The sequence below is a fragment of the Protofrankia sp. Cas4 genome, assembly GCF_963555915.1.
Lineage (GTDB): Bacteria > Actinomycetota > Actinomycetes > Frankiales > Frankiaceae > Protofrankia.
Window position 1 is genome coordinate 20,036 of record NZ_CAUVXL010000133.1, and the last position, 7,018, is coordinate 27,053.

At 68.5% G+C, this 7,018-nt stretch carries 6 protein-coding genes; 5 read left to right on the plus strand and 1 reads right to left on the minus strand.

What is annotated here, in order from left to right; all coding sequences use genetic code 11:
• Positions 1-13 precede the first annotated feature (13 nt).
• Entirely contained in the window at positions 14-2,638 is a 2,625-nt protein-coding gene (lnt, locus tag U9979_RS12485) for an apolipoprotein N-acyltransferase (RefSeq protein WP_416220066.1), read from the plus strand.
• 162 nt (positions 2,639-2,800) lie between these two features.
• Here the strand turns inward: lnt and U9979_RS12490 are convergent, their stop codons facing one another.
• A complete protein-coding gene (locus tag U9979_RS12490; protein ID WP_239310521.1) occupies positions 2,801-3,151 on the minus strand; it encodes an RNA polymerase-binding protein RbpA in 351 nt (116 codons plus the stop codon).
• 163 nt (positions 3,152-3,314) lie between these two features.
• Between U9979_RS12490 and U9979_RS12495 the strand changes: the two genes are divergently transcribed.
• The 4 genes from U9979_RS12495 to U9979_RS12510 all read left to right on the plus strand — a co-directional run.
• Positions 3,315-3,758 (plus strand): DUF4267 domain-containing protein, encoded by a 444-nt coding sequence (locus tag U9979_RS12495; protein ID WP_322767059.1) that lies wholly within the window; start codon positions 3,315-3,317, stop codon positions 3,756-3,758.
• Between the two features lie 22 nt (positions 3,759-3,780).
• Positions 3,781-4,182 carry a peptide-methionine (R)-S-oxide reductase MsrB gene (gene msrB / locus U9979_RS12500; protein WP_322747796.1) on the plus strand — a complete coding sequence of 134 codons (402 nt, stop codon included), beginning with the start codon at positions 3,781-3,783 and terminating at the stop codon, positions 4,180-4,182.
• 498 nt (positions 4,183-4,680) lie between these two features.
• Positions 4,681-6,180, plus strand: coding sequence for a class I adenylate-forming enzyme family protein (locus U9979_RS12505; RefSeq protein ID WP_322747797.1), 1,500 nt, complete (start codon positions 4,681-4,683; stop codon positions 6,178-6,180).
• Positions 6,181-6,417: 237 nt separating this feature from the next.
• The coding region (locus tag U9979_RS12510) for a cyclodeaminase/cyclohydrolase family protein (RefSeq protein WP_322779522.1) at positions 6,418-7,018 on the plus strand (601 nt) is incomplete at its 3' end.

Here is a 7,018-nt window from a genome sequence, read left to right on the forward strand (position 1 = left end):
CCCCGGCGCAGCGGTGACCGACACTGGGACTGTGACAGCCCAGGACATGCCGACCGCGGGTCGCACCGGCGAAGGCTCACCGCTGATGCGTACGGCCAGCGCCCGGGCCCGCCGCCTGACCCGGCCGGCGCTCGCCGTCGCGGCCGGAATCGCGCTGTACCTCGCATTCCCCCCGGTGGGGCTCTGGCCGCTGGCGCCGGTCGCGGTAGCCGCCATCACCCTGCTGGTACGCGGCATGCCGCTGGCGCGCTCGGCCGGTCTGGGCATGCTGTTCGGCCTCGCTTTCATGCTGTCGATGCTGCGGTTTGTCATCTTCGTCGGGGTTGACGGCTGGGTCGTGCTCTCGGTCGGCGAAGCCGCCCTGCTCGCGTTGGTGGCGCCCGCGACGACGCTGGTCACTCGCGTGCGTGGCTGGCCGTTGTGGGTCGCCGCGGTGTGGGTCGGCCAGGAAGCGCTGCGTGGACGCGCACCGTTCGGCGGGTTCCCGTGGGGAAAGCTGGCCTTCAGCCAGGGGGATACACCACTGACACCCCTGGCGGCGCTCGGCGGCTCCCCGCTGGTGACCGCCGCCGTTGCCGGCTGCGGGGCGCTGCTGGCCGCCGCCGTTCTCGCCCTGGGCCCGCTCGGCACATCCATGGTGGCTGCCAGGCGCGTCCAGGCGGGACGGCGGGCCACCACCGCGCCCCTTGGCCTGCTGCTCCGGGGACTGCGGCCTGCGGGCGCGCGATCTGACGATCGTCGCGCGCCCCTTGGCCTGCTGGGCGCCGCCGTAGCCGTGGCGCTGCTCGGGCTCGCCGTACCGCTGCCCAGCGCCGCACAGGTCGGCACGGCACAGGTCGCGGCCGTCCAGGGCAACGTCCCGCGGTCCGGTGGCCTGGACGCACTCGGACGCATGTTCCAGGTCACCGCCAACCACGTGGCAGCGACCGAACGCCTCGGGGCGGATGTCACAGCCGGGCGCACCCCGCGTCCGAACCTCGTCCTGTGGCCGGAGAACGCCTCCGACGTCGACCCGTTCGCGGACGCCCGCGCCGCCGCCATGCTCGACCGTGCGGCCCGGGCAGTGGGCGCTCCCATCCTCGTCGGCGCGGTCCTCGACGGGCCGGGGAGGGGAAAGGTGCGCAACGCGGGTCTGGGGTGGGACGCCGACGGCTGGACCGGCCAGATATACGTCAAACAGCATCCGGTGCCGTTCGCGGAGTATCTGCCGGGCCGGACCGTCCTGGAAAAGCTCGTCAAACGGTTCGCCACCGAAATGCCCAACGACTTCGTGCACGGCAACGGCGTCGGAACGGTCACCATCGGCGGAGTCACGATCGGCGACGTCATCTGCTTCGAAGTGGCCTATGACGGTCTTGTCCGCGATGCCGTCAACACGGGTGCGCGACTACTGGTGGTACAGACCAACAACGCCTCGTTCGGGCGCAAAGGCGAAAGCGAGCAACAGTTGGCGATGACACGACTACGAGCGGTGGAACACGGGCGAGCCGCCATCCAAGTGTCCACCAGCGGTCAGAGCGCGATCATCGCACCTGATGGCCGGATCGTCGCAGAGTCCGGCCTGTACGAGACCGCCGTCCTGACCGCCTCGCTCCCGCTGCGCACGAGCCGAACGCTCGCCGACCGCGTCGGCGTCGCCCCGGAGATGCTGCTGGTGATTCTTGGACTACTCGCTGTAGCGTTCGGCCTGCGGGCGGGGCAGCCTTCCCGTGGGCAGGGGGGCCCAGACGGCGACACCGACACCGCTGATGATGCCGACGCCGCTGGCGACGCCGACACCGCTGGCGACACCGAAAGGAGACGCGTGGACGACGAGCGCGTTCTCGTGTGTGTTCCGACCTACAACGAGCGGGAGAGCCTTCACAACACGGTCATACGGCTCCGCGCGGCCAACCCGGACGTGGACCTTCTGATCATCGACGACGCGAGTCCCGACGGCACCGGGGAGATCGCCGATGGGATCGCAGCGGCCGATCCGCGCGTTCACGTGCTCCACCGCGACGCCAAGAACGGCCTCGGCGCAGCCTATGTGGCCGGTTTCGACTGGGGCCTGCGCCACGGCTACGACGTCCTGGTCGAAATGGACGCTGACGGCTCCCACCAGCCCGAGGAACTCCCGCGGCTGCTCGCCGCCCTGCGAGACGCCGATCTGGTGATCGGTTCCCGGTGGGTCACCGGGGGAGAGGTACGCAACTGGCCGCGTTCACGCCTGCTGCTCTCACGCGGAGCCAACGTCTACGTGCGGGCCGTCCTCGGCATGCCGCTGGCGGACGCGACCGCCGGCTTCCGGGCGTACCGGGCACCGGTTCTGCAAAGCCGCGATCTTGGACAGGTGGCATCACAGGGGTACTGTTTCCAGGTAGACCTCACCTGGCAGGCCTGGCGATCGGGGTTCCGGATTCTGGAGGTTCCGATCACTTTTGTCGAACGCGAACACGGACGATCGAAGATGAACCGCGCGATCGTGACGGAAGCCCTGTGGCGGGTAACCTGGTGGGCTCTGACGACCCGTCACGGCCGGCCGGCCGCGCCCGGCGAGCGCCACCGCTTGGCCAGCGCGGATACCGGCTACGTTCCCGCTGCGCGCGCAGACGGCGCGGACCACTCCGACCGCTCAACGACGGGCGTGTCTCCGTGAGCCGTGTCTCCGTGAGCCGTGTCCTGGTAGGCCGTGTCCTCGTAAGCCGTGTCCTCGTGAACAGGACCCCTGCGAACAGGGCGAACATGGGTGTGGCCGGCCGGAGGACCCGGTCGGCCACATCATCTGTCGATTGCTGCTGCCGCCGCCGCGAAGGTCGCGTCAGGCGGAGCGGCGGTCCTGACCGGTGCCCCGCAGAACGGCAAGTCGCTCGGCCAAGACCTCTTCGAGGTCGTCGGTGGTACGCCGCTCCATGAGCATGTCCCAATGGGTGCGCGGGGGCTTGCTCTTCTTCGGCTCCGGGACCTCGCCGTTGACGATGACCGACCCGGCACCACAGACACGGCACTCCCAGACCGCCGGGACCTCGGCCTCGGCGGCGAAGGGCATGGTGAACTGGTGGCCGTTCGGGCAGTCGTAGGACGCGGTCTGGCGTGGCGCGAGTTCAGTGCTGCGATCCGTCTCGTAGGACACCGCACCTAGCCGGCTGCCTCGCAGGATGCGCTCGCCCATAAAAAACCCTCCCGAGCGTCGGTACCAGTGAGGAACTCAGAATCACCAACGCACAGACCCTGTTCGACGTTCCCACGACGACAAGGCGGGTAACGAGATCGTGCTCACACTACGTAGAAGAACGATCGCCGTGACGCCGATTCCCGCCACGCACAGTCCGCGTGTGGCGCTGCTTGGCGTCACACGGTGCGCGATCGGTGTCGGCTTGCTGACACGTCCGGCCGGATTCGCGCGAATCGCTGGGATAGACCGGGTAACCGCCGAACGGACGGCATGGATAACACGAGTGGCGGCCGTCCGTGATCTGGCCCTCGGCGCCGGGTTGCTCACGGCGTCCACCCGAGGGGAACCCGAACAGATTCGGACCTGGTTGTGGGCGGGAATGCTTGTCGACGCGGCCGACGCGGCCCTGTTGGTCGCCGCAGGGGCACGCCATCAGGTCGCTCCGCTGTCGGCGGCGGTCGCGGTGGCGGCAGCCGCGTGTGGTCTGGCGGGCGCAGGTCCGGTTGCCGTGGCAGCGTCCCGGAACAAAGCCGAAACATCAGACGTCACACATCGGGGGCCGCTACGCGCCGAAGGCCTCGGCGCGCCGGTCGGCGAAGCCTGACACCGATGACAGGGAGGGCACCGTGACAGCGGAGCAGGTCGTGAAGACCGACGAGGAGTGGCGCCGGGAGCTTTCGCCGGAGCGGTACGCCGTGCTGCGTGACGCGGCGACCGAACCACCCTTCACCGGCGCATACACCTACAGCAAGGAAACGGGAATCTACCGTTGCGGCGCCTGCGGCAACGCCTTGTTCGACTCGTCCACGAAGTACGAGTCCGGTTCGGGTTGGCCGAGTTTCTTCCAGCCGGCCGTGGCCGAGGCGGTGGAGCTGGTGGAGGACAGGTCACACGGCATGATCCGGACCGAGGTACGGTGCCGACGGTGTGGATCACATCTCGGACATGTGTTCGACGACGGTCCGGAACCGACCCGTCAGCGGTACTGCATGAACTCCCTCGCGCTTGATCTCGACGTGGCGACCTGAGACCTGAACGCTGACGGGTCGTGGCGGGGCCGAGCACGCGCCGCCGCGACCCGGGTGCCTGCTCGGCCCTCCCCCGCCGGGTGTCCAAAGCGCCGATAATCGACATTATGTCAAGTAGAATGCACGCGAGTCCCCCGCGGTTCCGCAGAGTCGGCCAACGGCTGATCCGATGAAAAGACCTCCGGACACCGCGGGGAAATCGGGTCGATGGTCCTGCGCCGGACAAGCGCCGTCCAAACGGGTGGAAACGCCTTAAGCTCGTGTTAGGGCGCTGCCGGATGTGTGAGATAAATCGCCCCGCGCGGGCGGGAGTTCACCCGTGTGACTCGCGACACCCGACACGCTGGTTTATCAGGCGCACCATAATTGATATAGCGATCTGGGACGCCCGATCCGGACAGGTCCTACGAGCGGCACGCTAATCGCGGACCGCGGGAACGAGGAGTCCTCGATACCGGGGCGAGCTCATTTACTGAACACTGAACGTTGACAACGGCGGTGAACGTGACATCGGTGATCAACTGGTTGGACGCACGCGCTCGCGAACAACCGCGCCAGACATACCTCAGGGAGGCACACGGCAACCGTTCTATTACATACAGCGAGATGTTGGCTCTGGTCCGTGGTTGGTGGGCCGATCTGGACGCGTGTGGCCCACCGGCCGGACGCCGGATCGCGATCGGCGTGTCCGACCCGCTCGACTTCGCGGTCGTCTTCCTGGCGACAATTGCCAGCGGGCGGCACGCTGTACCGCTGGATCCGGACTCGCCGCCCGCGGAACTGGAGCGTGCCCTTCGACGTGCGCGACCCGACCTGGTGGTGACCGATCGGTCACTACCGATTCCGGCCGGGGTGCGGCAGCTCAACCCGCGCCTGGCGGGTAACCGGCTCGAGGACGTCGACCGACCGGCCGCCACCAACTTTGATCAATGTCAGGGGATGCGGGGCGGAGTCCTGCTGGCGGGTTCGGGAACAGCCGGACCCGCCACTCAGGTCTTTCTCGACATCGATCAGCTCTCGCACGTCGCCGCGACCGTCGCCCGCCACCACCAACTGGGCCACACCGACATCGGCTACAACCCCCTGCCGCTGGTACACGTCAACACACAGGTGGTGGGGCTGCTTGCCACCTTGTGCAGCGGCGCGACCCTCGTTCTCGACCGCCGGTTCCGCCGCCGCGGCTTCTGGGGGATGATCAACAGGCAGCGGGTGACCTGGATCAACGCCGTTCCGGCGATCCTGGCGCTACTGGCCAGAGATCCACAGGTGGCCCGAGCCCATGACTGCCGCGTCCGGTTCGTGCGGTCCGCCGCGGCTCCCCTGCCCGTCGAGGTGTTACGGGCATTCGAGGCCGCAACCGGTATTCCCGTACTGGAAACATATGGCATGACCGAGGCCGGAAGCCTGATCACGGCCAATCCGCCGCATGGGACCCGCAAGCCGGGTTCGGTGGGCGTGCCGGTCGACAGCGAGGTCCGCGTCGTCGATGACAACGGCACGGTGTGCCCGCCCGACATGGTCGGCACGGTGCAGGTCCGCGGGCCAGGGGTGATTCGCGCCTATGCGGGTCCGACCGGCCGCGACAGATTCACCCACGACGGTTGGCTCGACACCGGCGACATCGGTTTTCTCGACTCGGACGGCTATCTCTTCCTGTCCGGCCGCACCGACGACGTGATCAACCGTGGTGGTGAGAAGGTGTACCCTCGCGAGGTCGAGGCGATCCTGCTCGCCGACCCACGGGTGCGCCACGCCGCGGTCGTGAGCCGGCCGGACGCCGTTCTCGGCGAGGTGCCCGTCGCGCTCGTCGTACCGGTGGACATCCCGGACGCCACGTTGCGCTATGACCTGGCGGAACGCTGCGAGGAAGGCCTCGCCAAATTCAAACGGCCGACCAGCATCGAGATCGTCTCGGACCTTCCGGCCAGACCTGCCGACCTGAGCCGGCGGGAGCGTCGGGCCGGGCCGACCACGGGACACTCCCATGCGGCCGCCTGACGATCCGCGCCTCCCATCCACCCTCCCATCCACATCCCGGTCGCATCGACATCCCGATTGACCCGACACTGAATACCGATCATCGCTGTTTCGTCGCCACCGGCGTCCCGTCGGCTTGCTACGGTGCAGTCCGGTCGGCCGTACAGACCGGCCGTCGTCCATCCCGACCCGGACGGCGTCCGCGTGGGTATGGGCAACCTTGGGAATCATCGACAGGTAAAAGGCAAAGAGGGTGCTATGGACGACGAGACACTCGCGGGATTCCTCGCCGACCTGGCTTCACCCGCGCCGGCGCCGGGTGGCGGAGCAGCCGCTGCTCTACAGGCCGCTCTGGGCGCGGCGCTGGTGAGCATGGTCTGCAATCTGACGATCGGAAAGCCCCGTTACGCCGCGCACGAGGCGACGATGCTCGCGGCTCGGACCGACGCAGACAAGGCCCGGATCGAGGCGCTGGCGCTCGCCGACGCCGACGCCCGGGCGTTCGCGGCCGTCAGCGACGCCTACAAACTGCCGAAAGACACCGACGGCGAACGTGCCGAACGCAGTCGGGCGATCCAGGCCGCGCTGGTCGGAGCGGCCGAGGTACCGCTGCGGACGGCGGCGGTGGCGGCGGACGTGGTGGGGCTGTGCGCGGCGATTGTCGACGGCGCAAACGTCAACGTCCTCAGCGACGTGGGGGTGGCTGCCGCGTGTGCACGCGCCGCGTTGGCCAGCGCCGCGATCAATGTGCGGGTGAACACCGCGGCGATGACGGACGCGGTGAACCGGGACCGTGCCGCCGCCGTCCTCGCAGACCATCTGACGTCTGTGTCTGCAGCGGACGCAATCGTGCATATCG